The sequence below is a fragment of the Seongchinamella unica genome (genome assembly GCF_004354085.1).
In the GTDB taxonomy this organism is placed as follows: domain Bacteria; phylum Pseudomonadota; class Gammaproteobacteria; order Pseudomonadales; family Halieaceae; genus Halioglobus; species Halioglobus unicus.
Window position 1 is genome coordinate 738,812 of the sequence record NZ_SMSE01000002.1, and the last position, 22,684, is coordinate 761,495.

At 61.3% G+C, this 22,684-nt stretch carries 18 protein-coding genes; 9 read left to right on the forward strand and 9 right to left on the reverse strand.

Annotated elements, in window-relative coordinates:
• Positions 1–6: 6 nt before the first annotated feature.
• The 3 genes from ccmB to ttcA are packed head-to-tail and all read right to left on the reverse strand — an operon-like array spanning position 7 to position 2,149.
• On the reverse strand, positions 7–693 hold the full coding sequence (gene ccmB / locus E2F43_RS10440; protein WP_133212340.1) for a heme exporter protein CcmB: 687 nt from the start codon (positions 691–693) through the stop codon (positions 7–9).
• The gene (gene ccmA, locus E2F43_RS10445) at positions 690–1,286 is read right to left on the reverse strand and encodes a cytochrome c biogenesis heme-transporting ATPase CcmA (protein WP_133212342.1); all 597 of its coding nucleotides are present in this window, start codon (positions 1,284–1,286) and stop codon (positions 690–692) included. The genes ccmB and ccmA overlap by 4 nt, the downstream gene beginning before the upstream one ends.
• Positions 1,287–1,303: 17 nt before the next feature.
• Positions 1,304–2,149, reverse strand: a complete 846-nt coding sequence (ttcA, locus tag E2F43_RS10450) for a tRNA 2-thiocytidine(32) synthetase TtcA (protein ID WP_133212344.1) — start codon at positions 2,147–2,149, stop codon at positions 1,304–1,306.
• 503 nt (positions 2,150–2,652) lie between these two features.
• Between ttcA and E2F43_RS10455 the strand changes: the two genes are divergently transcribed.
• Both E2F43_RS10455 and E2F43_RS10460 read left to right on the forward strand, forming a co-directional pair.
• Complete coding sequence (locus tag E2F43_RS10455; protein WP_133212346.1) at positions 2,653–3,633, forward strand: malate dehydrogenase; 981 nt, start codon at positions 2,653–2,655, stop codon at positions 3,631–3,633.
• Between the two features lie 104 nt (positions 3,634–3,737).
• Positions 3,738–4,394, forward strand: coding sequence for a TetR/AcrR family transcriptional regulator (locus E2F43_RS10460; RefSeq protein WP_133212348.1), 657 nt, complete (start codon positions 3,738–3,740; stop codon positions 4,392–4,394).
• Here E2F43_RS10460 and E2F43_RS10465 read toward each other — a convergent pair.
• Positions 4,391–6,865, reverse strand: coding sequence for an ABC transporter permease (locus E2F43_RS10465; protein WP_238946847.1), 2,475 nt, complete (start codon positions 6,863–6,865; stop codon positions 4,391–4,393). The genes E2F43_RS10460 and E2F43_RS10465 overlap by 4 nt on opposite strands.
• 3 nt (positions 6,866–6,868) lie before the next feature.
• Entirely contained in the window at positions 6,869–7,531 is a 663-nt protein-coding gene (locus E2F43_RS10470) for an ABC transporter ATP-binding protein (RefSeq protein WP_133212350.1), read from the reverse strand.
• Here E2F43_RS10470 and E2F43_RS10475 point away from each other — a divergent pair.
• Positions 7,530–8,165 (forward strand): arylesterase, encoded by a 636-nt coding sequence (locus E2F43_RS10475; protein ID WP_133212352.1) that lies wholly within the window; start codon positions 7,530–7,532, stop codon positions 8,163–8,165. The two genes, E2F43_RS10470 and E2F43_RS10475, sit on opposite strands and share 2 nt — an antisense overlap.
• Entirely contained in the window at positions 8,162–9,457 is a 1,296-nt protein-coding gene (gene bioA, locus E2F43_RS10480; protein ID WP_133212354.1) for an adenosylmethionine--8-amino-7-oxononanoate transaminase, read from the forward strand. Before E2F43_RS10475 ends, bioA begins: the two co-directional genes overlap by 4 nt.
• On the opposite strand, the gene E2F43_RS10485 is transcribed toward bioA, so the two are convergent.
• Positions 9,454–10,248 carry a PhzF family phenazine biosynthesis protein gene (locus tag E2F43_RS10485; protein WP_133212356.1) on the reverse strand — a complete coding sequence of 265 codons (795 nt, stop codon included), beginning with the start codon at positions 10,246–10,248 and terminating at the stop codon, positions 9,454–9,456. The two genes, bioA and E2F43_RS10485, sit on opposite strands and share 4 nt — an antisense overlap.
• A gap of 88 nt (positions 10,249–10,336) precedes the next feature.
• Between E2F43_RS10485 and E2F43_RS10490 the strand changes: the two genes are divergently transcribed.
• From E2F43_RS10490 to E2F43_RS10505, 4 genes are all read left to right on the forward strand, one after another.
• Positions 10,337–11,215 (forward strand): ion transporter, encoded by an 879-nt coding sequence (locus E2F43_RS10490; RefSeq protein ID WP_165954268.1) that lies wholly within the window; start codon positions 10,337–10,339, stop codon positions 11,213–11,215.
• Positions 11,212–13,542, forward strand: a complete 2,331-nt coding sequence (locus tag E2F43_RS10495) for a TonB-dependent receptor (RefSeq protein ID WP_133212360.1) — start codon at positions 11,212–11,214, stop codon at positions 13,540–13,542. Before E2F43_RS10490 ends, E2F43_RS10495 begins: the two co-directional genes overlap by 4 nt.
• A gap of 107 nt (positions 13,543–13,649) precedes the next feature.
• Positions 13,650–15,770: a YgiQ family radical SAM protein gene (locus tag E2F43_RS10500; RefSeq protein WP_133212362.1), complete on the forward strand. Its 2,121-nt coding sequence runs from the start codon at positions 13,650–13,652 to the stop codon at positions 15,768–15,770.
• Positions 15,771–16,346, forward strand: a complete 576-nt coding sequence (locus E2F43_RS10505) for a YtfJ family protein (RefSeq protein ID WP_133212364.1) — start codon at positions 15,771–15,773, stop codon at positions 16,344–16,346.
• 16 nt (positions 16,347–16,362) lie between these two features.
• Here the strand turns inward: E2F43_RS10505 and E2F43_RS10510 are convergent, their stop codons facing one another.
• Together E2F43_RS10510 and hrpB are read right to left on the reverse strand one after the other, a co-directional pair.
• Entirely contained in the window at positions 16,363–17,346 is a 984-nt protein-coding gene (locus E2F43_RS10510; RefSeq protein ID WP_133212366.1) for a zinc transporter ZntB, read from the reverse strand.
• A gap of 45 nt (positions 17,347–17,391) precedes the next feature.
• Positions 17,392–19,956: an ATP-dependent helicase HrpB gene (gene hrpB / locus E2F43_RS10515; RefSeq protein WP_133212368.1), complete on the reverse strand. Its 2,565-nt coding sequence runs from the start codon at positions 19,954–19,956 to the stop codon at positions 17,392–17,394.
• Between the two features lie 249 nt (positions 19,957–20,205).
• Here hrpB and E2F43_RS10520 point away from each other — a divergent pair, with 249 nt between their 5' ends.
• Positions 20,206–21,669: an HAD-IB family hydrolase gene (locus tag E2F43_RS10520; RefSeq protein ID WP_133212370.1), complete on the forward strand. Its 1,464-nt coding sequence runs from the start codon at positions 20,206–20,208 to the stop codon at positions 21,667–21,669.
• Here E2F43_RS10520 and E2F43_RS10525 read toward each other — a convergent pair whose 3' ends face one another.
• Entirely contained in the window at positions 21,670–22,683 is a 1,014-nt protein-coding gene (locus tag E2F43_RS10525) for a dihydroorotate dehydrogenase-like protein (protein ID WP_133212372.1), read from the reverse strand.
• Position 22,684: the final 1 nt, after the last annotated feature.

Below are 22,684 nucleotides of genomic sequence, written 5' to 3' on the forward strand. Positions count from 1 at the left end.
AAGCGGTCAGGCATCGACACTGATCCTGAGGCCGGCGGCGGCAGCAACAGGCGCCAGGGCGATGGCCAGGGACAGCATGGCGCCGAGTATGGCCAGGTAAGGCGCTGCCGGAGCCCCGATGACCGCCGCCTTGACGGCGGCACTGCCGAAAATCAGCACCGGCATGTAAAGCGGCAGGATTAACAGGGAAATCAGCATGCCGCCCCGCTTGAGGCCGACGGTAAGTGCCGCCCCGATGCCGCCCACCAGGCTCAGTACTGCTGTGCCCAGCAGCAGACTGGCAAACAGCGCGGCAATGCCCGCTGCCGGCAGGTTCAGCATGACTGCAAACAGCGGTGACACCAGCGCCAGCAGCAATCCGGTCACCAGCCAGTGGGCGCCGATATAAGACAGCACCGAGAGGTATAGCGGCTGGGGCGAGAGTAAGAGTTGCTCGAGGCTGCCGTCATCATAGTCACTGCGAAACACACTGTCGGAGGTCAACAGGTTGGATAACAGGGCAATAATCCACAGAATTCCGGGGGCAAAGTCGGCCAGCTTGTCCGGTGCCGGGCCCAGCCCCAGGGGAAAAAGCGCCACAACCATGGCGAAAAACAGCAGCGGGTTGCCGATTTCAATCGGGCGCCGTATGGCCAGAACCAGTTGCCGCCGCAGCAGGCGCAGGCAGAACTGCGGTGTCGAAGGCGCGTTCACGAGGCGATTCCCGCCGTCAGGTCCAGCCGCGACACCGGGTAATCGACCGCCATCGCCTGATGCGAAGTCAGCAACACAGCCCCACCGGCTCTGGCGTGCTGGGCGAACAGGGTCTCCAGTTCCCCGACCCCGGTCACGTCAATGGCTGTATAGGGTTCGTCCAGTATCCACAGCGGGGATTGTGACAGGTAGAGACGCGCCAGGTTTACCCGCCGGTGCTGCCCGGCGGACAGGGCATGACTGGGTACGTCCTCGTAACCGTAGAGCCCGACCCGCGCCAGTGCGTGCTCAATGTCCCGGTCGCTGAAGTCAGCCTCGCCGGATACATGCCAGGCCAGGTTTTCACGGGGGGTCAACAGGGCTTTGACCGCACTGTGGTGGCCGAGGTACAGCATGGCGCCGCTGCGCGACACCCGGCCCTCGTAGCCGTAACGGGAAAGCCCGGCGAGGATGCGGATGAGGCTGGTTTTCCCCGCGCCGTTGGCACCTTCTATTTGGACCAGCTGGCCGGGAAACACCTTGAACGAAAGGTCCCGGAACAACTGACGACCTCCCCGCTCCAGCGACAGGTTATCGGCCGCCAGTAAGGGCATGCTCTGGGAACTGTCGGTCAGAGGTTCACCACGTTGACCACGGGAATGTGGAGGTCGGTGTCGATCTGCTCCGCCCGCAGGCTGGAGAAATCGAACAGCTCGGTGTCCGCCAGCTGCGACGGGGCCACATTGCGAATGCTGCGGAAAATGGTCTCGGTGCGGCCAGGGTACTCACGCTCCCACTGGGCCAGCATCTTTTTCACCTGTACCCGCTGCAGGTTGTCCTGAGAACCGCACAGGTTGCAGGGAATAATCGGGAACGCCTTGTAGTCGGCGTAGGCCGCAAGATCCTTTTCCTTGCAGTAGGCCAGCGGCCGGATCACCACGTTCTTCTTGTCGTCGGACAGCAGCTTGGGCGGCATGGCCTTGAGGCTGCCATTGAAGAACATGTTGAGAAACAGGGTCTCGACAATGTCGTCCCGGTGATGCCCCAGCGCGATTTTGCTGGCACCGATCTCCTGGGCAAAGCCGTACAGGCTGCCCCGGCGCAGGCGCGAGCACAGCCCACAGGTCGTTTTGCCCTCGGGCACCACTTCCTTGACGATGCTGTAGGTATCCTTCTCGAGGATGTAATAAGGCACATCCATGCCGTCGAGGTACTCCGGCAATACATGCTCGGGAAAACCCGGTTGCTTCTGGTCCAGGTTCACCGCCACCAGCTCAAAATTGACCGGTGCGGAGTGCTGCAGGTTGATAAGGATATCCAGCATGCCGTAGGAATCCTTGCCGCCGGACAGGCACACCATGACCTTGTCGCCCTCCTCGATCATGTTGTAATCGACGATGGCGTTGCCCACGTTGCGTCGCAGCCGCTTCTGCAACTTGTTGAACTCGGTTTTTTCCTTGCGTGATAACTCGCGCACAATATTGGCCGTTAGTGCTTGATTTGGCGCGCATTTTACTCGCACGCACCCCTGTGCGTCCACCGCTTCCTCAGCCAATTCCGCCACAACCATCGTCATTCCGTGCTACAACCGTCATTCCCCCCCAAACTACCGTCATTCCCGCGAAGGCGGGGATCCGCTACTGCGGGGATCACGGCAGTTGCGCGAATGATCGCTCTACCCCCAAGAGCGAATCCAGGACCGCGGCTGGACTGTGCCGCAAGAAAATGTGCGAAGGCCATGGAGAGCCTGCCCCGCCTTATCGGGTATGGCCGCAGCCCAAGCCTGCCATGGACGGCGCTTGTTGGCGGTTTTCTGGGGGTATATCCGCCCCGAGGGCCGAGCCGCCCGAGAATAACAGTCAGCCCATTCGCCAAACCCATCCCGACCATAGTCGAAGGCATCTTGTAATTTGCCCGCAATACAACCAAAATACGCGCCCCTGAAGACTCCATCCAATCATCTGCGAGGACACCACCCCGATGAAAACACCTGTACGCGTGACCGTGACCGGCGCCGCGGGCCAGATTGGCTACGCACTGCTTTTCCGTATCGCCTCCGGCTCCATGCTGGGAGACGACCAGCCCGTTATTCTGCAACTGCTGGATATCACTCCCGCAATGGAAGCACTGCAGGGCGTCAAGATGGAACTCGAAGACTGTGCCTTCCCGCTGCTGAGCGATATTATTTGCACCGATGACCCCAATGTGGGCTTCAAGGATACCGACTACGCACTGCTGGTTGGCGCCCGCCCCCGTGGCCCCGGCATGGAGCGCAAGGACCTGCTGGAAGCCAACGCGGCGATCTTTTCGGTACAGGGCAAGGCGATCAACGATAATGCCAGCCGTGACATCAAGGTGCTGGTTGTCGGCAACCCCGCCAACACCAATGCGCTGATCACCCAGCGCAACGCACCGGACATTGACCCACGCAACTTCACTGCCATGACGCGCCTGGACCACAACCGCGCCATGACCCAGATCGCCCAGAAGACCGGCAAGACGGTCAACGATGTCAGCAACATGACCATCTGGGGCAACCACTCCGCCACCCAGTATCCCGACCTGTTCAACACCAGGGTCGCCGGCGAAACTGCCATCAACCTGGTAGACCAGGAGTGGTACGAAAGTGAATTCATCCCCGTGGTTCAGCAGCGCGGCGCCGCCATCATCAAGGCGCGCGGTGCATCCTCTGCTGCTTCTGCTGCCAACGCCGCGATCGACCACATGCGTTCCTGGGCGCTGGGCACCGAGGGTGACGACTGGGTTTCCATGGGCGTTTACTCAGACGGTTCCTACGGCATCACCGAAGGCCTGATCTACTCCTTCCCCTGCCGCTGCGAAAACGGCGACTGGAGCATTGTCCAGGGCGTCGAAGTTGGCGACTTCAGCCAGGCCAAGATGACGGCCACCGAGCAGGAACTGGTGGAAGAGCGCGACGCGGTACAGCACCTGCTGCCGTAAGCGAGCCCACGCGACAGAAAGCGCCTCGGGATAACTGCGGCGCTTTTTTTATGCCACGTCCCTCAGTTGGACCCGGACGCGGAATCCTGCTGTAATGCCGAACCATGACAGACAACAGCCCACAGAAAACCTATCACCACGGCAATCTGCGCGCAGAGCTGCTCGACACTGCCATCGAGGAACTGCGTGAGACCGGAGCCGATGACCTGAGCCTGCGAGCCCTTGCCCGGGCCATCGGCGTATCCCAGACCGCGCCCTATCGCCACTTTGCCGACAAGGGCGAATTGCTCGCAGCGATGGCGACCCGGGGCTACCGGGAGCTTTACCAGGCGCTGAAGCTCGCCGGGGAGAGCGCCGGTGAATGCCCGACAGACCAGTTGTTGGCGTTTGCCCACGCTTACGTGGACTACGCGGCCAACAACCCGGCCATGTTCAAACTGATGTTCGGACCAGCGGTGCAGCCTGCGGCCCGCTACCCTGAATTACGCGAGGCCAGCCGGGAGACCCTGAACCTGGTCCAGCAGATACTGCAACGTGGCATTGACCAGGGGCTGTATACCGACCGGGAAAATACCACCTACCTCACCAACGCGGGGTGGTCCGGCATCTATGGCCTGGCGACGCTACGGGTTGATGCCCCGGAACTGTTTGTGCGCCACATTGATCTCAAGTCGCAGGTGGAGCTCGGGGTGAAAACATTTATCGCCGGGATCAGCACCGACAGCGGTCGACAGGCCTCGGCACAGGACGAGGCCGGCTAGATTTCCCGCAACAGGGCCACCGGCGGGCTGGAGACCACCCGCCGACAACTGAATACCCCCAGCCCGGCGATCAGCACGGTACCACTCAACAGTCCCAGTGGCCAAAGCCAGGGCGACGGGCTGTAACTCATATCCAGTGCGAACAGTTGCAGGATGGCGACCGAAAGCTCCGCCGCTACCGTCGCCAACAATCCGGCAAACAACCCCAGGGTGGCGAACTCTATCAGCAGTCCGCCGAGTATCAGTTGCCGCCGGGCACCCAGAGCCCGCAGGATCGAACTCTCGTGCATGCGGGCATCAACGCTGGCTTGCACACCGGCCACCAGCACCAGGGCCCCGGTCGCCAGGATTATCGCCAATACCAGCTCCACCGCCGCCGACACCTGGTTGACAATATTGCGAATCTGGTCGATCACGAGGTCCATTTCGATCACAGTGATCGTGGGAAAGCTGCGAATAAAGCGGTTGAGGAAAACCTTGTTCTGTGCCGCCAGGTGAAAGCTGGTCATGAAGGTCGCCGGGTAGTCAGCGAGCACGTGGGGCGGGAACACCAGGAAGAAATTCGGTCTCATGGACTGCCAGTCCAGTTCCCTGATACTGGACACGGTAGCCGCCAGCGGCTGGGCACCCACCAGGAAAGACACCTTGTCGCCTATCTGTAATTCCATGCGTTCGGCGAACTCCCGTTCCACCGACACCAGGGCCTCGGTGGTGTCGGCCGGCCACCATTCCCCGGCCACCAGTTTGTTGCCCGCTGGCAGGGTGGTTGACCAGGTAAAATTCGACTCCCTCTGCCGCGGCCCATCCTCCCCGGCTTCCCGGGTGGGCAGCGGCTGTTCATTGACAGCCATGATGCGGCCCCGAATCATCGGGTACAGTGCCTCACTGGCCACGCCCTCCTCTCGCAGCATCTGCTCTACCGACTGCAGTTCTTCAGGGCCGATGTTGATAACGAAGTGGTTGGGGGCATCCTCCGGTAACTGGGTCTGCCATTCGTCGATCAGTGAAGTCCGCACCAGCACCAGAACCAGCAGCAGCATGATAGCCATCGCGAAAATCACCACTTGCAGCGCGTTGGCAGCGCCCCTGCGCTGCAGCCCCGCCAGAGCCAGTCGCCAGATACTGCCGGCGCTCATCCCCACCATACGTCCGCCCTTGAGCAGGGTCAGCGCCAGCAGCATGCCCAGCCCCACGGTAATGGCCAGACCGGCCAACACGGCCCCGGTCAGGGTCCAGTCGCCGGAGTACCACAGCATCAACGCGCTCACCGCCAGCAACCCCAACAGGTAGTCACGGATGGAGCGACGGGTCTCCAGGGGCATATCCCGGCGCAACACCCGCAGGGGGCTGGCCGAACTGAGCCGCCGCAGGGGCGGCCAGGCAAAACACATCAGGCAGGTCAGCGCCGTGGCACTGCCGATCAGGTAGGGCCGCGGCCCCCCAGGGCCGGGCTGTACCGGTAACTGCTCGGCGAAGACGCTGAAAAACAGCGCCTGGATGCCCCATCCCAGCAAACAGCCTGCTGCCGTGGCCAGGGCACCGAGCAGCAGCAGGCTGCGCCCATACAGCAGATTGATGCTCGCGGAGGTGGCGCCGAGGCTTTTCATGATCGCCACGTAGTCATTGTGCCGCTCGCTGAAGCGCCCTGCCGCAAGCGCGATCGCCACTCCGGCGAGAACGACCCCGAGACTGCCCGCCAGCAGCAGAAAACTTTCGGCACGCTCCAGCGCCTTGCCGATACCTGGCTGCCCCTGGTTTATGTCGAGCAGGCGCTGGCCCGGCTGCAACTGTGACTCAAGCAGTGCCCGGTGACGCTGCAGCGCGGCGTCCTCGCCGGCGTAAAGCTGGCGGAACTCCACCCGACTGCCCGGCTGCACCACCCCGGTGGCGTCGATATCCTCGTAGTTCATCAGCAGGCGGGGACCATAGCCGTACATACCCGCGGCCTGGTCCGGTTCCGCCCGCACTGCCCCGGCCACCCGGAAGCGGGCATCACCGATGGCCACGGTACTGCCAACCGATACGTCCAGCAGCGGGAACAAACGGGAGTCCAGCCAGACCTCGCCGGGGCCCGGGCCGGACAGCACCTTGCGGGCCTCACCGAACGGCTCACTGCTGAAGCTGAGTTCACCCCGCAGCGGATAGGATTGCGACACCGCCTTCACCGAAACCAGCTGCATACTGTCTTCCGCGGCGTAGACCATGGACGGGAAAGCGAGAGTGGTAGCCGTGTCGAGACCGACAGCCTGTCCCTCGAGTAACCAGTCCACGGCCATCTCTCGGCTACTGCGAACGACCAGATCGGCGGCGAGGAAGCGATGGCTTTCCTGCTCCAGCGCGCTTTGCAGCCGGGTCGTGAACGCGCTGATTCCCGACACCACACCTACCGCCAGCACCAGTGCCATCACCAGTATGCCCAGTTCTCCGCCACGCCAGTCACGGGCCAGCATCCGGGTTGCAGTTATCGACACGGCTCAGTCCTCAACCAGCTCACCGGCTTCCAGTACCAGCCGGCGCTGGCAGCGCTCCGCCAGTTTCAGATCGTGGGTGACCAACACCAGGGTGGTCCCTTCCTCCCGATTGAGGCCAAACAGCAAGTCGATAATATGGGCGCCGGTGCGGGTATCCAGGTTGCCCGTGGGTTCGTCTGCGAACAAGATGGTGGGACGGGCGGCAAAGGCCCTGGCGATAGCCACCCGCTGCTGTTCTCCGCCGGACATCTGCCGCGGGTAGTGCTGCATGCGCTCGGTGAGTTCCACTCGCTGCAGGTATTGCTCCGCTTCCTGCCGGGGGTTGTCCTGCCCCATCAGTTCCAGCGGCAGCATCACGTTCTCCAGGGCAGTGAGGGCCGGCAACAACTGGAACGACTGGAATACGAAGCCGATTTCCCGGCCGCGGAACAGCGCCCTGCCATCCTCGTCCAGTTCGGCCAGGTCGGTGTCGCCGATAAGCACCCGACCGCCACTGGCTTCATCGAGCCCTGCCAGCAGCCCCAGCAGGGTCGACTTACCCGAACCAGAGGCGCCAACGATAGCAACCGTTTCCCCCGACTTGATTTCCAGCGTAATCCCTTTCAGTATCTCCAGCTCGCTCCCACCCATGGGCACCCGCTTCTGGAGATTTTCGGCTTTAATCATGCATCGTTCCCTCTACCGCCTGATACGCGCGTTCGCACCGCTTGGATTGCTCTTGTTGATCCTGGCCAATCCCGTCCCGGCGCGGGCAAACACGCTGCTCGTCGTGGGCGATAGTATCAGTGCTGCCTTGGGCATGTCGCTGGAACAGGGGTGGGTGGCGTTGCTGGCCGGACGAATGGCCGAATCGCACCCGGGCTACAGCGTGGTCAATGCCAGCATTTCGGGAGAGACCACCGATGGCGCCCTGCGTCGGCTCGACAGGCTTCTGCAACAGCACCAGCCCTCTGTCGTGCTCATAGAACTTGGTGGTAACGACGGCTTGCGCGGTTTTCCCATCAATCGCTTCCGCAACAACCTCAGGCAGTTGGCGCTGCGCAGCCAGGAAGCCGGTGCAAAGGTAATTATCGCCGCCATCCGCATTCCCCCCAACTACGGCAGTCGTTACGCGACCAGCTTTTATGACAGCTTCGGCCTGGTCGCGGAAGAAACCGACAGCATTCTCGCCCCGTTCATACTGGAGAATATCGCCACCGAGCCGGAGTTAATGCAGGGTGACGGAATCCATCCCACGGCGGAGGCCCAGCAAACCCTGCTCGACAACCTGTTTCCCTCTATTGAAAAGGCACTGCAATGACCGGCGGCAACACGCTCTTCCAAGAGCTTCAGCATCAGGACCGAGATCATGTATGGCACCCCTATGCCGCCTCCCCCCCTGACAGCGAGATCTATCCCGTTGTCAGCGCCGAGGGCGTCCGCCTTACCCTGGCAGACGGTCGCCAGCTGATCGATGGCATGGCCTCCTGGTGGTGCGCCATCCACGGCTACAATCACCCGCTGCTGAACCGTGCCGTCGAGGAACAGTTGGGGAAAATGTCACACGTTATGTTCGGGGGGCTGACCCATCCGGCGGCGGTAAAACTCGCCAGGCTGTTGGTCAAGTTGACGCCGGAACCCCTGTCGCGGGTTTTTTTCAGTGACTCCGGCTCGGTTTCGGTGGAGGTTGCCCTGAAAATGGCCATCCAGTTCTGGCAGGCCAGCGGCAAGGCTGACAAGCAGAAAATTGTCGCCCTGCGCAGCGGTTATCACGGCGACACCTTTGGCGCCATGTCCGTCTGCGACCCGGTGACCGGTATGCATCACCTGTTTGGCGATGTACTCAGCAAACAGCATTTCGTGACAGCACCAAAATGCCCCTTTGACGGCAACTGCCCGGAAAGCGACATGGCGGAAATGGCAGATCTGCTGAGCCTGCACCACCAGGAAATCGCAGCGGTCATCGTGGAGCCGGTCGTCCAGGGCGCCGGCGGGATGCGATTCTATTCTCCTGACTACCTGCGCAAATTGCGCGCCCTCTGTGACGCCTTCGATGTCTTGCTGATTTTCGATGAAATTGCCACCGGCTTTGGCCGCACCGGCAAACTGTTTGCCCTCGAGCACGCAGAGGTGACACCGGATATCCTGTGCCTTGGCAAGGCACTCACCGGGGGTTACATGACGCTGGCGGCAACGCTCTGCAGCGATCACATTGCCGAGGTGATCAACTCCAGTGAAGCCGGCGCTTTCATGCACGGCCCCACATTTATGGCTAACCCGCTGGCCTGCGCGACGGCAATCGCCAGTATCGAGCTGCTGTTGTCACAGCCCTGGACGCGCACCGTGCAGCGGCTGAACCTGCAACTGGAACAGGGCCTCAGCCCGGCGCGCAAACTTCCCGGCGTCAGCGATGTGCGGACCCTCGGAGCGATCGGTGTCATTGAACTCCGGGAGCCGGTGAACATGGCAAGCATCCAGCCCATGTTTGTCGAGCGCGGTGTCTGGATACGCCCCTTCGGCAAACTGGTCTACACCATGCCGCCGTACATTATCAACGAACAGGACCTGGCCGGGCTTACCGCGGCCATGGTGGAGGTCGTGGCAGCGCTTTAGTCCGGCAGGAAGACCTCACCCTGCATGAACGTGACCGCCTGCCCGGTCATACTGACCCGCCCGTCTCCATAGCGGCACTCGAGTTCACCGCCGCGGGCAGATATCTGCCTCGCAGACAGTGCGTTCTGCCCCAGGCGTTCCGCCCAGTAGGGCACCAGAGCACAGTGCGCGGACCCGGTAACCGGGTCTTCATTGATACCCACCTGCGGACCAAAGAAACGAGATACAAAGTCGCAGCCGTTGCCCGGTGCGGTGGCGATAATGCACTTGTCGGTCGTTGTCTTCAGCGCTGCAAAGTCCGGCTCCAGGGTACTGACGTCCTCCTCAAACTCAAACACATGCAGCTGTTTGGCCGCGCCGTGGACATTCACTACCTCCGAGGCGGTGAGTCCAAGGGCGTCACTCACGGCGATATCCACCACGCCCGGATCCAGTCGGTAGCCCGGGAAATCCAGCGTGTAGCCCTCCACTGCGCGGCTTACCCGAAGTTCGCCGGCGCGGGTGTGGAAGCGAATCTGCCCCGCTGTATAACCCAGGTGCTGGTACAACACATGTGCTGAGGCCAGCGTCGCGTGGCCACACAGATCCACCTCTACCTCAGGAGTAAACCAGCGAAGCTCGAAGTCTTCCTCCCGCGGCACCAAGAATGCCGTTTCCGACAGATTGTTTTCCAGGGCGATGGCCTGCAACAGTGCGTCCTCGAGCCATGCTTTCAAGGGCATCACCGCAGCCGGATTGCCGCCAAAGGTTTTCCGGGTAAATGCGTCTACCTGGAATATTCTGAGATTCACAAACTGGTCCCTTCCTGCCGTTGTACATAACTGTTCGAACTAATATAGTGGCTGTAGCCAGATAGCGACAGGAATAACAACGCCGGGCATGTCTATTAGAGAACAAACCCCGCTGCAACTCCGGTTTTACCGCGTCATATTCGGCACCGAGACGCCGGCCGGTAAGTGGTTCGACATCTGCCTGATCCTGGTGATCCTGGCCAGTGTCCTGGTGGTGATGCTCGATTCCATCCCCCGCTACCACACCAGTTACGCGCGGCTGTTCCTGCAGATCGAATGGGGATTCACTCTGCTGTTCACAGTGGAGTACCTGGTGCGACTGTGGTGTGCCCCCAATCGTAAAGGCTACGCAACGAGTATTTACGGTGTTGTCGATCTGCTTGCCCTGATGCCGACCTATATTTCCCTGCTGGTACCCCAGGCCGCTCCCCTGTTGATTATCCGGTTACTGCGTATCCTGCGCATCTTCAGGGTCCTGCGCCTGTTGACGCTGCTGGACGAAGCCAACGGCCTCGCCCGGGCGCTGCACAACTCCGCCCGTAAGATATTCGTTTTCTTCTCGTTGATGATCATCCTCGCCACCATCTTCGGCTGCCTGATCTATGTCATCGAGGGCCCGGAACATGGTTTCAGCAGCATCCCCCACAGTATCTACTGGGCGATCGTGACCATTACCACGGTCGGTTACGGTGACGTGACACCGATGACACCACTGGGGCAGGCCCTGGCCTCAGCCGGCATGCTGATCGGCTACGCCGTGATCGCCGTGCCAACCGGCATCGTGACCGCTGAACTGACCCTGTCACAACAACTGAACAAAGAACGCCTGATTCGCTCCTCACGCAACTGCACCACCTGTGCCCAGGTGGAGACGGACGCGGCCGCACACTACTGCCGGCACTGTGGCAGTCACCTGCCCCTGCCTGGCCACCAACCAGAAACCAATAATAAGGAACACACAACATGAAAAGTTTCAGTCGCCAACAAGCCCTTGCCGCTGCAATTGTCTCGATCTTCGGCCCTGCTTCGCCTGCCCTGTTCGCCCAGGGCGTGCTAGAGGAAGTCCTGGTTACGGCGCAGAAACGGGAACAGAACCTGCAGGATGTGCCGGTCGCTGTCTCAGCATTCGACGCCGCGGCACTGGAACAAACAGGGGTCAAGGATATGTTTGACCTGCAAAACAACGCCCCGAGCCTGATCGTTTCCCAAAGCCAGACTTCGACCACCACCAGCTTCTCCATTCGCGGCATCTTTACCAGTTCCCAGAATTTCGGACTGGAGCCCTCAGTGGGACTGTACGTCGACGGTGTTTATCGCGCTCGCCAGGGTTCGATGATCAACAACATGGTGGATATCGCCAGTGTGGAAGTGCTGCGAGGGCCCCAGGGCACGCTGTTTGGCAGAAACACACCCGCCGGCGCCATCACCATGACCACGGCCTCCCCTGATTTCGAAGGCTCCGGGTTTCTCCAGGGAACCGCTGGTAACTACAACCTGATCGACATTAACGGCGCCAAGTCATTCACCCTGATCGATGACACCCTGGCCATGCGTGCTACCGGCTTCTACATGGAGCGCGACGGCTATGTGGATATCGTCGGCGGTAAGGATGACATCATTAATGACCGGGATCGCTGGGGCGTGCGACTTTCCGCACTATACGAGCCCAATGACCAGTTGACGGTGAAGGTTATCGCCGACTATTCAGAAGTCGAGGAGCTCTGCTGCGCAGCCGGGTCCTGGAAAAACAACTTTTTCGCCCAGGACCTGCCTCCCGACTCTGCGCCCAAGGCAGGGACCGACGGTAACACGGTGGCCGCTGGCGGCACGGTGGTGGACCAGCGGGATTTTTACGACTACGCGGTGAGCGTGGCGCGTCCGCCACGGTCAGAAAACGAGGACGGCGGTATATCGGTACAGCTTGACTGGGCCACCGATACCTTCCTGTTTACCAGCATCACCGGCTACCGTCAGCACGATTCCTATGACGATGCCGACATCGTATTCAATGACCTGGGCGGTGCATTTCGCATCAACGATGCCAGCCAGGACCAGTTCACCCAGGAATTGCGGATAAGTGACAGCACGGAAACGCTCAATTACGTGGCGGGCCTGTATTACTACGAACAGTCACTGGACAACGACCGTCAGACGACCGTGGGCGGTGCGCTGGGCAGCATCGTCGGCTTGCCGCCGAATGCCTTTATTGAAGGTACAGGCTCAAGGGATACCAATACGCAGGATCACACCAGTTACGCCGCCTTCGGCCAGGTCGACTACAACCTGAGCGAGAGTCTGGTGTTAACCGCCGGTCTGCGCTGGACCTATGAAGACAAGGACCTGGGCACCACGTTCACCCAGGAGGCACCGGACGTCTTCAATCCCCTGCTGCCCAACTGGGGCTTTTACCTGTTCCCGCCCCTGTCTCCCCAGCCCGACGTGGAGGAGAAGTTCGACGATGATCGCGTCACCGGCACGCTCAAGCTGAGCTGGTTCCTGAATGACCTGACCATGTTCTACGCTTCCTACGGTACTGGCTACAAGTCCGGCGGCATCAACGCCGATCGCATCGAACAACAGTTTGACGTGGCTTTCGACGCCGAAAACTCCGAATCCTACGAAGTCGGCCTCAAGGCTGAATTCCCCGACCAGGCGATGCGCCTGAACGTGGCCCTGCATTTGACCGACACCGAGGACCTGCAGACCGTCTCTTTCCAGGGTGGTGGTTTCGCCCTGACCAACGCCGGCACGGCTGAAACCTATGGAGCGGAAGTGGATCTGTTCTGGCTGCCTACCGACAGCACCACCCTTACCCTTGCCTACGCCTACAATCACGGCGAATACGCCGATTTCGAGGGCGGCCCCTGCTGGACCGGCACCCCCTGGCATACTGACCAGCCGGACCCGGGACAGCTGGAGGACGGCAGCTGTGATCGCAGCGGTGGCGATATTTCAGGCAATCCGGAAAACGTCCTGGTGCTCACCGCCAACCAGGACTTCCAGCTCACTGACGGGATCAGCGGCTTTGTATACGGTGAATATGTCTACACCGATGAGCGCATGACCGATGTGAACAACGACCCGGTCAAGTACGATGACGCCTTCAACCTGCTCAACCTGCGGGCGGGAATTGTTTTTGAGCGCCATAACACCCAGCTGACCCTCTGGGGACGCAATGTCACCGATGAGGAATCCACCGACACCATCACCGACACGCCGGGACAGACCGGTCGCTTCATTGCCTACTACAAGGAACCTGCCACCTGGGGACTCACCCTGAGAAAGGATTTCTAGCCCAGACCCGAGCTGCTCCGGACACCCTGTGGGTGCCCGGAGCAGCCCCTCTCCAGGCCCGGCCATTCCTGCTATAATACGCGGCCTGATTGCCCGTGTAGCAGACCATGCCAACCCCGATTCACTCCTACCGCAAATACTGGGCCGAATGCTTTGGCCCGGCGCCGGAACTGCCCACCTCGCGGGCGGAGATGGACGCCCTCGGCTGGGACAGCTGCGACATTATTATCGTTACCGGCGACGCCTACGTGGACCATCCGAGCTTTGGCATGGCGGTTATCGGTCGCCTGCTTGAAGCACAGGGTTTCCGGGTGGGCATTATCGCCCAGCCTGACTGGACCAGCGCCGATCCCTTCAAGGTCCTCGGCAAACCCAATTTGTTTTTCGGTGTTTCCGCCGGCAACATGGATTCCATGATCAATCGTTACACCGCGGACCGCAAGCGGCGTAACGATGATGCCTATACCCCCGACAACGAGGGCGGCAGGCGCCCCGACCGGGCGGTCATCGTGTACAGCCAGCGAGTCCGGGAGGCCTACCGCGATGTGCCCTTGATCATCGGCAGTATCGAGGCCAGTCTGCGGCGTATCGCGCACTACGATTACTGGAGTGACAAGGTCCGTCGCTCGGTGCTGCTGGACAGCCGCGCCGATCTCTTGCTGTACGGGAATGCCGAGCGCGCCATCGTCGATGTGGCCCATCGCCTGGCCGCCGGGGACTCCATCCACGACATTCGCGACCTGCGCGGCACCGCCTTCGTGCGCAAGCGCATACCCGATGGCTGGCGTGAGATCGACTCCACTTCCATCGATACGGTAGGCCGGGTAGACAGGATTGCCAACCCCTACCAGGAAGTGCGCACCGCCGAGTGTTCCAACGACGAGGTAGCGGTACAGCAGGGCGAGGACGTGGTGCGCATCCTCGACCGGGTGGACGACACCCGTCCGGCGGTCATCCGCATACCGTCCTACGAACAGGTAAAAGACGATCCCGCCCTCTACGCTCACGCCTCGCGGATACTGCACAAGGAAACCAATCCGCACAACGCCCGGCCGCTGATACAGGCCCACGGTGACCGCGAGGTCTGGCTGAACACGCCGCCGATCCCGCTGGAGACCGACGAACTCGACTGGCTGTTCGAGTTGCCCTATACCCGGCTGCCCCACTCCAGTTACGGCGATGCCCGACTCCCCGCCTATGAAATGATCCGTCATTCGGTCAACATCATGCGCGGCTGCTTCGGCGGTTGCACGTTCTGCTCCATCACCGAGCATGAGGGACGCATCATCCAGAACCGCTCGGAAGACTCCATCCTGAGGGAAGTGGAAAAGATACGCGATACCTCTCCGGCGTTTACCGGTGTTATCTCCGATCTGGGAGGCCCCACCGCCAATATGTGGCGACTCGCCTGCAAGAGCCGGGAGATCGAGGCCAAGTGCCGCAAGCTCAGCTGCGTGTTTCCCGGTATCTGCAAGAACCTGAACACCGACCAGAAGCCGTTGGTGGAGCTGTACCGGAAAGCACGGGAACTGCCCGGCATCAAAAAAGTCCTGATAGCCTCGGGGCTGCGCTATGACATCGCGGTAGAAACCCCGGAGTACGTGGAGGAGCTGGTGACCCATCATGTAGGCGGTTACCTGAAAATCGCCCCGGAACACACCGAGGAAGGCCCGCTGGACAAAATGATGAAGCCGGGCATAGGCTCGTATGACCGCTTCAAGGCCATGTTCGAGAAGTACTCAAAAGCGGCGGGTAAGGAGCAATACCTGATTCCCTACTTTATCGCCGCCCACCCCGGCACTTCAGACAGGGACATGATGAATCTCGCGCTGTGGCTCAAACGCAATAAATTCCGCGCCGACCAGGTACAGACCTTCTACCCCTCGCCCATGGCCAGCGCCACGGCGATGTACCACAGTGGCAAAAACCCCCTGAAACGCATTACCCGCGACAGCGACACCATGCCCACGGTAAAAGGCTTGTCGCAGCGCCGTCTGCACAAGGCCTTCCTTCGTTATCACGACCCTGACAACTGGCCCATCTTGCGCAAGGCGCTGAAGAAACTGGGCCGCAGCGACCTGATCGGCAATGGCAAAATGCACCTGGTCCCCCCGCGCCAACCCGGCAGGCGTCACGCGGTCGTTGAGCCGGGACAGCCCTTCGCTACCCAACACAACGGCCTGCCGCGAACACCCAAATCCGGCAAGAGACTGCGGAAGGGCCGCTAGGTGAGATATACCGCTTCCCTGTTATTGCTGGCCCTCGTCCAACTGTCGCCGGTTCAGGCGTCTTCGTCCGGGGCCGGCCTGCCGCCGCTGACGATCACCCGCCTGGGCGAACTGGTGCTCGCTGGCGATGAATTCGACTACCGGCACTGGCACAGTGGGCGGGCCGTCGACAAGGTGCACGTACTGCAATATTTTCCCGGCACCCTGTCTGCGAGCAAAACCTTCGAGCCATTTACTGATTTACTGCAGGAAAAGTACCAGCCAGACAGCTACCACGTCACCACCATTATCAACCTCGATGCTGCGCTGTGGGGCACCGGGGGTTTTGTGGTGTCAGAGGTCAAAAAGAACAAGCGCCGCTTCCCGGGGGCAACCATGGTGCTGGACAAGACCGGTGACGCGGTCAGTGCCTGGGAACTGGGGGAACAGGGAGTGGGTCTCTTCATACTGGATGCCCAGGGCAAGGTCCATTTCCAGGTTCACGATGCAATGAGCGAGGATGTTCAGGCACAGGCTGCAGCCGTGGTCAGCTCACTGATCAGCAGCCAGCGGGGCCAGGCCCCACCGGCCCGGTAAACCGGGAAATAGCCCCCTAAAGCCAGCGTTTGAAGCGAAACACCAGGGCCAGTAAACCGGTCAGCCCCAGGCAGGCTGCAACCACAATCCAGAACGCGCTAGCGTTCTCGACACCGGGCATGCCGCCCACGTTGATACCCATCAGTCCGGTAAAAAACCCCAGCGGCAGGAAAATTGTCGCTACCACGGTAAAAATATACGAGCGCTCATTCATTTGCTCCGATACCCGGGTGAACAGTTCTTCCTGGGCCAATGCGGCGCGATCCCGGATTTCGTCAAGGTCTTCAATGTAGCGCATCTGCCGGTCGTTGGTTTCCCGCAGGCGCAGGCGGTTAATCTCATCCAGCCAGCTCAGGTTTTCACTGGCCAGCCGGTTCATCGCTTCTCGCTGGGGCGCCAGGTAACGCCGCAGTGAAATGGTTTTCTTGCGCAACTGGGCTATCTGCACCCGGAGACCGGAGGTCTCGCCGCTGAGGATTTTCTCTTCCAGCGCCAGCACTTCTTCCTCCAGTTGCTCGATGGTGTCGTTCATCCGCAGCACCACCCGATCGATCCAGGTCACCAGTAACTCGGCGGCATTTTGAGGACCATGTCCGGCCTCCAGTTCCTCGATCACATCCTGGGTAGAAACCAGTTTTCTGCGGCGAGTGCTGACCACCCGCCTGCCGTCCGTCCAAAGGCGCAGCGACACCATGTCTTCCGGATCGTCTCCCGGCGCCAGGTTAACCCCACGCAGGGCAAGTAGCAGGTTATCACCGCGATTGAGGGTGCGCGGCCGGGTCTCGTCGGTCACCAGTGCGCTCACCGCGATTTCACTCAGGCCGCTATGTTGCTCCAGCCAGACCTGGCTCTGGGGGTCTTCAAAGTAGAAGTGAAGCCAGAGGCAGCCCTGTTCCGGCTGCCAGCGGGCAACGTCTTCCCAGGGTAAGTGTACACAGCCGCCTTTACCATCAAGCAGAATCGCATGCAGCAAACCTTTCGGTGCTGTTTGTTCAGGCATTAACACGCTCCTCTTCTGGGTCCTGTTGCGCTACCGGCAGAAAGATCAAGCCTGCTCCAGACGTTTCCGGGTGTGCCGGGTCGGCACGGCCTGCAGGGGATCGTCTGGCCACGGGTGCTTGGGATAGCGCCCTTTCATTTCCTTTTTCACATCCTGGTAACTGCTGCGCCAGAAGCCGGCGAGATCCTGGGTCACCTGCAGCGGGCGTTGGGCGGGCGACAACAGATGAACCTGCAGGGCCACCCTGCCCCCGGCTATGACAGGTGTTTCCTCGCAGCCGAACATCTCCTGCAGCTTGACCGCCAGCACCGGGGGACGCTGGCTGTAGTCCACGGCAATACTGGAGCCAGAGGGCACAGTGATTCGTTCCGGAGCGAGGCGCTCCAGTTCCAGGGGTAGTGGCCATGGCAACAGTGCCTGGAGCATCGCTTTCAGGTCCAGCTGCTGGAAATCCTCCAGCCGGCTCACCGGCCCCAGATAGGGCAATAGCCAGTTTTCAAGAGAGCCCAGCAGACCGTGATCGGAAAGATCCGGCCAGGGATTTTGCGGATCACCCCTGCAGGCTTCATGCATCAGGCGGACCCGCTCTCGCCACTGTTGCAGGGCTTTAGTCCAGGGAAGAATGGCCAGTCCACGGCGCCGGACAACGCCGAGCAGGGCCCGGCTGCGAGCGTCTTCGGACACGTCCGTCAGCGGCTCTACCGCCACCTGCAACTGGCCACACAGGGTCCTGCTCTGGGCGACGAACCTCTCCAGTCGATTATCCCAGTCCACCACCTCTTCTGTGCGCACCAGCGGCGAAAGAATGTCACTGAACCGGTCGGGATTGAGTTCAACAGCACTGTATATCCGGTCCGTGCTGTGGCCAGCCTGGCTGCCAAGATCCGCGACCGCCAGCCAGACCTGACTGGCCAGTGAATCCTCTGCCGGCAGGATGGCGCTGCGGCCATTACCCAACTGGTAGACGCCGCTCTTGTCACGGCGACGGGCGACACGGTCAGGATAGGCGCTGGCAAGCAATACCCCCAGTACATCCGCTGAGTCGATCGAAATCGCAAAGCGCCGGGGTTTGTGAATGTCGCTGGCGATTCGGGCAAAACGTCGAGCCTGCTGCCAGATGCGCCGGAACCAGCCCTGGGCCTCCGCCGGACAGCGTTGTTCACCCAGCAAAACCGCCAGCGTAACGGCAAGATCAGCGCCGGCATTGGCCAACGGGTTACGTTCGGAGAGCACCGCAGCCAGCAGGCAGGCGGTTTCCGTCGCATGAATATCACAGCCCACCAGGAGCATATGTGCCAGCCGCGGATGCAACGGCATTTGTGCCAGCCGCACTCCGTGGGGCGTCAGCTGCGGCGTATTGGCCTCGTTGTAAAACAGGACACCACAGCGTTCGAGAATATCCAGGGCCTGTTGCCAGGGCACTGCGGGGGGCTCATTCAGCCAGGCGAGCTCCCCGGGATCGTTCACGCCCCAGGCCAGTAGCTGCAGCGCTAACGGGGCCAGATCTGCCTGCAGGATCTCCGGGCTGGACTGGGCCACCAGCCGACCCTGCTGTTCTTCAGACCAGAGTCGATAACAATGGCCGGGGCCCAGTCGCCCTGCCCGACCCTGGCGCTGTTCTGCGGAAGCCCGGGAAATACGTCGGGTGGTCAGGCGGGTCATGCCAGTGGCCGGATCAAACAGGGCTTCGCGCACCAGCCCGGAATCCACCACCACGCTGATGCCCTCTATCGTCAGGCTGGTTTCGGCAACATTGGTGGCCAGAACCACTTTACGCTTTCCCGCCGGGGCCGGAGCGATGGCACGCTGCTGTTTTTCCAGGCTCAGGTTACCGTGCAGGGGAGTCAGCAGAACTTCCTCGCCGACAGTAGCGGCCAGGGATTTCGCCAGTTCCCGGCCGGTGGCATTGATTTCCCGTTGCCCGGGCAGGAACACCAGCACGCTGCCGCTGTGTTCCTGCAGCGCCCGCCGCACCGTGGCGGCCACCGGCGGCGCGATGGGATCCTGTAGCCGATGGGTCGGACCGAAATGCGCCTCCACGGGAAACTGGCGACCGGCAGAAGTCACCACCGGTGCATTATTGAGCAGCCCGGCAACGGCGTCCCCATCGAGGGTGGCCGACATTACCAGCAGGCGCAGGGCGGTGGACTCACGGAACAGCTCCCTGCCCTGCAGGCACAGTGCCAGGCAGAGGTCGGAATCAAGGCTGCGTTCGTGAAACTCATCAAAGATCACCAGACCAACATCTTCCAGCCCCGGGTCGCTCTGCAGCCGCCGGGTCAGGATCCCTTCGGTTATGACTTCAATACGGGTCTTGTCGCTGGTTCGACTTTCCAGGCGGATGCTGTAACCGACGGTTTCGCCCACCTCCTCACCCAGCATTTCCGCCATCCGCGAAGCCGAAGCCCTGGCCGCCATGCGCCGTGGCTCCAGCATCACGATCTTGCGAGCCTCCAGCCAGGGTTCACGCAGCAACGCCAGGGGAACAGCGGTCGTCTTGCCGGCGCCCGCAGGGGCCTGCAGCACCGCCTGGCCGTGTTCAGCCAGGGCGGCGCGCACTTCCGGGAGAGTTTCAAGTACCGGGAGTTCTGAAAAATCGGTGGTCGACATGCGCTCATCTTAGCGAAGGGCGAGAGGCCAGGCCATGAAAAACAGCGCCGATCGCGCACCAGTTTAGTGCAGACCTGTCCGCCATGGCGCACCACTCCCAAATCTAACACCTGCCTGTAGCACAGTTGTCACAGTCCCGAGGCAAAATATAGCGACTGGCAAGAATCTTGCTGTCTATTTTTTAAGCAATTTTTTAGCACGGTCCGGTGCAAAAAAGCCGGATTCCAAGCCCCGACGGAGTGACCCAACATGACAGTCCTGGAGACACACCTGCAAACCATCGCCAGCAGCCCAAGGCCGGGCAGCGGACGCATCGCCTTTTTCGATCTCGATCGCACCCTGATCGCCGGCTACTCCATCCTGGCGCTGGCCGTAGAGACCGCCCGCTACGGCGCAGCGCGGGGCAAGCTCAAGGAGGCGGCAGGCCTGTTACGGGATGTGTCCAGGCAAAAACGCGCGGGCAAGGGACCCCAGTATCATCAACTGGTCACGCGGGTCGCCGGCGCCCTGACCGGCCTGCCCGAATCGACCCTGTCGGAACTCGGCGAAAGGGCCTGGAAGAACAGCGTCGCCCGCAGTCTGTACCGGGAGGCGATCACCCTGGTCGAAGCCCATCGCGCCGCCGGGGACCATCTGGTTATCGTGTCCGCCGCCAGTCGCTACCAGGTTGAGCCCGTTGCCAGGGCCCTGGGCATAACAGATATCTGCTGTACGCAACTGGAAGTACAGGATGGCCTTTTTACCGGCCAGGTCATTGCCCCGTTGTGCTATGGCGAGGGCAAATCACTGGCGGCGCGGCGCATGGCCCGCAAGTATCGCTGCTCGCTGGCCGACAGCTGGTTTTACAGTGACTCCAGTGCTGACCTCCCGCTACTAAAAAAAGTGGGTATGCCGGTCGCGGTCAATCCCTCGGAAAAGCTCGCGGTGCACGCACGCAACAACCAGTGGCCCCAGCTTCGTTTCGACAGCCGGGGTATGCCGCAACTGGAGAACATCGCCCGCACCCTGCTGGTGGCGGAATCGATGGTCGCCACTACCGCGTTCGGGGCTATCAGCCGCCGGGTCGGGGTCAGTCCCAACCGCAACGCCAACCGGATCACCCGCCTGCTGGGTGATATCGGCAGCGGGTTTGCGGGGCTCGATTTCGAGATAGAGGGCCATGACAAGCTGCGCCGCGACCGCCCCTGCGTCTATGTGTTCAACCATCAGAGCCTGCTGGACTCGCTGGTACTGGCCCACCTGCTGCGGGAGGATGTGGTTGCCCTGTGCAAGAAGGAAATGGCCGACAAACCTGTATTCGGCCAGATGCTGCGCTTGGTGGACACGATATTCGTGGACCGGGACGAAAAAGACCAGGCAGAGGTGCTCAAGCAGTCATTGCAGACCCTTGCCAGCGGTCGGTCGCTGGTCATCGCCCCCGAGGGTACGCGCAGCACCCTGGGTGAAATCCAGCCCTTCAAGCACGGCGCTTTTCTGCTGGCCAAACGGGCGGGTGTGCCGATCGTTCCCATCGTCCTGCACAATGTGAAGGACGCCCTGCCCAAGGGGGGACTAATGCTGCGCCCGGCGACGATCAGGGTCACGGTCATGGATCCCATCCCGGCACAGGCGATCGGCAGTATACGGGCCTGCTGCCGTGAGCTGGAGGACCGCTACAGCCAACTGCTGGGAGCCTCCGACCAGGCGGCCCTGCCCTACAGTGCTACCGCCTGATTACCACTGCACCCCGGGAGGGGGTTGGTAGCTGTCCAGCACGCTGACATAATTGGCGCGCAGGAAGGCCGATGAGTCGGTGGCATTACGCTGGCTCACACTGCCTTTCATCTGGCTGACCGACTCGTACTCTTTCTCTTCCAGCCACTCAGCCAGGGCCTTGAGCACCGTGGCAATGTGCCCGGGGCCGCGGCGCAGCAGGGCGCTGCACATGTGTGTTACATCGGCCCCTGCCAGCAGGGACTTGAGCACGTCACGCAGATTGTGTACGCCTCCGGTTATCGCCAGCGAACAACGGGTGCGCCCATAAAGAATCGCCAGCCAGCGAATGCGCATCAGTGACTCTTCCGAGGTCGACAGCGCCAGCCTGGGGGTCACCTCGAGGGTGTCCAGGTCGATATCGGGTTGGTAGAAACGATTGAATACCACCAGGCCATCTGCCCCGGCTTCCTCCAGCCGCAGGGCGAAATTGAAGGGCGAAGAAAACTGCGGGGACAGTTTCATGGTGATGGGTATGTCGACCTGCTCCCGCACCGCGGCCAGTACTTCCACATAGCGGTTCTCTACCGCACAGCAGTCCTCCCTGGGACCGGCGGGAATGTAGTACACGTTAAGTTCCAGTGCGTCTGCACCCGCCGCCTGCAGGGATTCGGCGTAGCTGACCCAGCCGCCGGGAGTGGTTCCGTTGAGACTGGCAATCACTGGAATTTCCAGTGACCCCTTGAGCGCCTCCAATTGCTCCAGATACTGTTCCTCGTAACTGGTATAGCTATCGGGTATGGGGTGAAAGCTGTCGGCCTCGCCGTGACCCAGCGACTGCTGGTGAAAAAAGCGGTCCAGCCTCGCGTCCTCCTCCTCGATCTTCTCTTCGAACAGCGAATGCATGACCAGCGCGGCGGCGCCTGCGTCCTCCAGCCTGCGGGCTGAATCCAGGTGCTTGCTCAGCGGGGAGGCGGACGGCACCAGTGGATTTTTCAGGTCCAGTCCCAGATACCGTGTTGCAAGATCGACCATC